The organism is Pseudomonadota bacterium (assembly GCA_030860485.1).
Classification (GTDB): Bacteria; Pseudomonadota; Gammaproteobacteria; order JACCXJ01; family JACCXJ01; genus JACCXJ01.
The window spans coordinates 1-2563 of sequence record JALZID010000337.1 but is presented as its reverse complement, the minus strand read 5'-3'; the positions used below and the strand labels follow the sequence as shown (position 1 = coordinate 2563).

The 2563-nt window shown below is 65.1% G+C and carries 1 protein-coding gene and 2 pseudogenes; all 3 read left to right on the top strand.

Annotated features, from left to right (window positions below; all coding sequences use genetic code 11):
- Nucleotides 1–65 precede the first annotated feature (65 nt).
- A pseudogene (istA, locus tag M3461_21095) lies at nucleotides 66–864 on the top strand (IS21 family transposase).
- Nucleotides 865–1327: 463 nt separating this feature from the next.
- Nucleotides 1328–1770, top strand: a pseudogene (locus tag M3461_21090) (DUF4338 domain-containing protein).
- A 129-nt stretch (nucleotides 1771–1899) separates the two neighbouring features.
- A partial coding sequence (locus M3461_21085; GenBank protein MDQ3776667.1) for a transposase occupies nucleotides 1900–2563 on the top strand: 664 nt, incomplete at its 3' end.

Below are 2563 nucleotides of genomic sequence, written 5' to 3'. Positions count from 1 at the left end.
CCGGCCTTACCCTGTCGGATTTTTCCGACGAAAGGGCAAGGCCAATGGCAAATACGAGGGTATCCATGCGTAAGACGAAAGAGATCCTGCGCCTGCATCACGAAGCACGGCGCTCGGGGCGCGAGATCGCCCGCACGCTGGGCGTGTCGCCTGCGACGGTCCAAGAGTGTCTGCGCCGCGCGCGCATCGCCGGGGTGGACTGGACAGCGGCGCTTGACCTGAACGATACGGTGCTGGAGGACCGGCTGTATCCGCCGCCCGCGGCACCTACGCGCGACGACCGGCCGCTGCCGGACTTCGCCGAGCTGCACGCCCAGCTCAAACGCAAAGGCGTGACGCTGGCGCTTTTGTGGGAGGAGTACAAGGCCCTCACCCCCGAGGGCCTGCAGTATAGCCAGTTCTGCGAGCGTTACCGGCGCTACAGCGCACGGGTGGACTTGGTCATGCGCCAGCCCCACCGCGCCGGGGAGAAGCTGTTCATCCTGTACCTCCTAACAGCCGGGCGTCCTGCCCGTCCGGTTCGTCGACTACGCCGGGCCGACGGTGCCGGTCGTCGACCGCGGTAGCGGTGAGATCCGTGCGGCGCAGATCTTTGTCGCCGTGCTGGGAGCGAGTAACTACACCTATGCCGAGGCGACGTGGACGCAAACACTGCCTGACTGGATCGGGTCGCACGTGCGGGCGTTGAGCTACTTTGGATCCACGCCTGAAATGATCGTCCCGGACAATCTCAAGAGCGCCGTCACCCGCGCCGATCGCTACGAGCCGGGCCTGAATCCGACGTACCAAGAGTTCGCCGAACATTACGGTGTGGCGATTATCCCAGCGCGGGCCAGAAAGCCGCGTGATAAAGCCAAAGCTGAAAATGGGTAACACTTTAGCCTCCTGAAGAGCCCAGTGGCGTCAGCGCCGACTTTCGTGTAGGGTTCCCTCGACTGAGGGGGCCTTCATGGAACCGATCCTATTTCGCTACCGTGGGCGTGATCTCTGTGCTGTAGACATCGCGTTGGTTCGCGCGACGATTGCCGCGCACTACGCGCGGAGGGCCGGAGCTTCATTGCGCAGGTGCTTTGTGAGCACTGGGCGTGGCGGCAGCCGAATGGCGCCTACAAGGGGTTTGCGGCACGGGATCTCTTGCTGCGCTTGGAAGAGGCTGGGCACGTCACGCTGCCGCCACGAAAGGCCATCAAGAATAACCGGGCCGAACCACGGTTTGACCGGAGCCCGCGCTACGCTGAAAGTCCCCTGATTGGCCGAGTGGGGGATCACCCCCCCGCCCCGGATCGTGGAGGTCTGCGGAGCGGAGCGCTATCTTTGGGACTACCTGGTGCACCACTACCACTACCTGGGGCGTCCCCGGCTCGTCGGGGAACACCTCAAGCAGTTGGTGTTCATCGAGGGGCAAGTGGTGGGGTGCTTGGGGTGGGCGAGTGCGGCTTGGAAGAGTGCGCCACGCGAGCGGTGGCTCGGCTGGAGTGTCGCGCAAAAGCGCGCGCGGCTGCCTCTCGTCACGAACAACGTGCGGTTTCTCCTCCTGCCCTGGGTGCCGCCTGGCAGGCGCGTTATGGCCACCCGGTGGTGTTGGCCGAGACCTTCGTCGATCTCGGCCGTTTCCAAGGCACCTGTTACCGCGCGGCCAATTGGCACTACCTCGGCACCACCCGAGGGCATGCCAAGCGGGGCAATGTCTACCATCGGCACGGGGTGGCGAAAGCGCTCTACGTCTATCCGCTCTATCGGCACTTTCGAGAAACCCTCACCGCGCCATGACCCGCGAGGAGGCGCTCGGCATCCTGGAGCTGCCGCGGGCGCAAGCAGAAGCGGCGCTCCTCGTGCTTTGGGAGAAGGCCGAGCAGTGGGAGTGGTTACAGATAAAGGGGTCCCCCCGCGGAGGGAGCCGTGACCCCCACCACGCCCTCGGGGATGACACCGGTGTACCTGAAACCCCGGGCCCGGAGAGCGCAGAAGCCCCCGGGCCGGAAGAAAGGGCATGCCGGTGCCTGGCGCCGCGCGCCGGCGCGTATCGATGCGAAGCACGAACACCGACTCGAACACTGCCCCGACTGCGAGGGGCCGGTGGGGCCACCTATCCGCACCCATCGTCGGATCATCGAGGACATCCCGGAAATAACCCCGAAGATCACCGAGCACACCGTGCACGGTCATTGGTGTCGGCGCTGCAAACGGATCGTCACCCCGAAGGTCAGCGCGGCGCTGCCGGGGGCCACCCTGGGGCTGCACTTGGTCGTCTATACCGCTTGGCTGCACTACTGCATCGGCATGAGTGTCGGCAACTGCGTGAAGAACGCCGCCGTCGCGCACGCCTTCGGGGTGAGCCCGGGGGGCCTGACGCTTGCCTGGAAGCGTCTCGCCGGGCTTCTCGAAGGTGTCTATGAGGAGATCGGCCAAGCGATACGCGAAAGCGCTGTCCTCCACGCCGACGAAACCGGTTGGCGGATCAACGGCGTCACCTTCTGGCTCTGGGCGTTCGCCACAAAACAGTATTGCTACTACCTTATCGACAGACACCGCGGGGCGGGGGTCGTCCAGCAGGTCCTCGGTA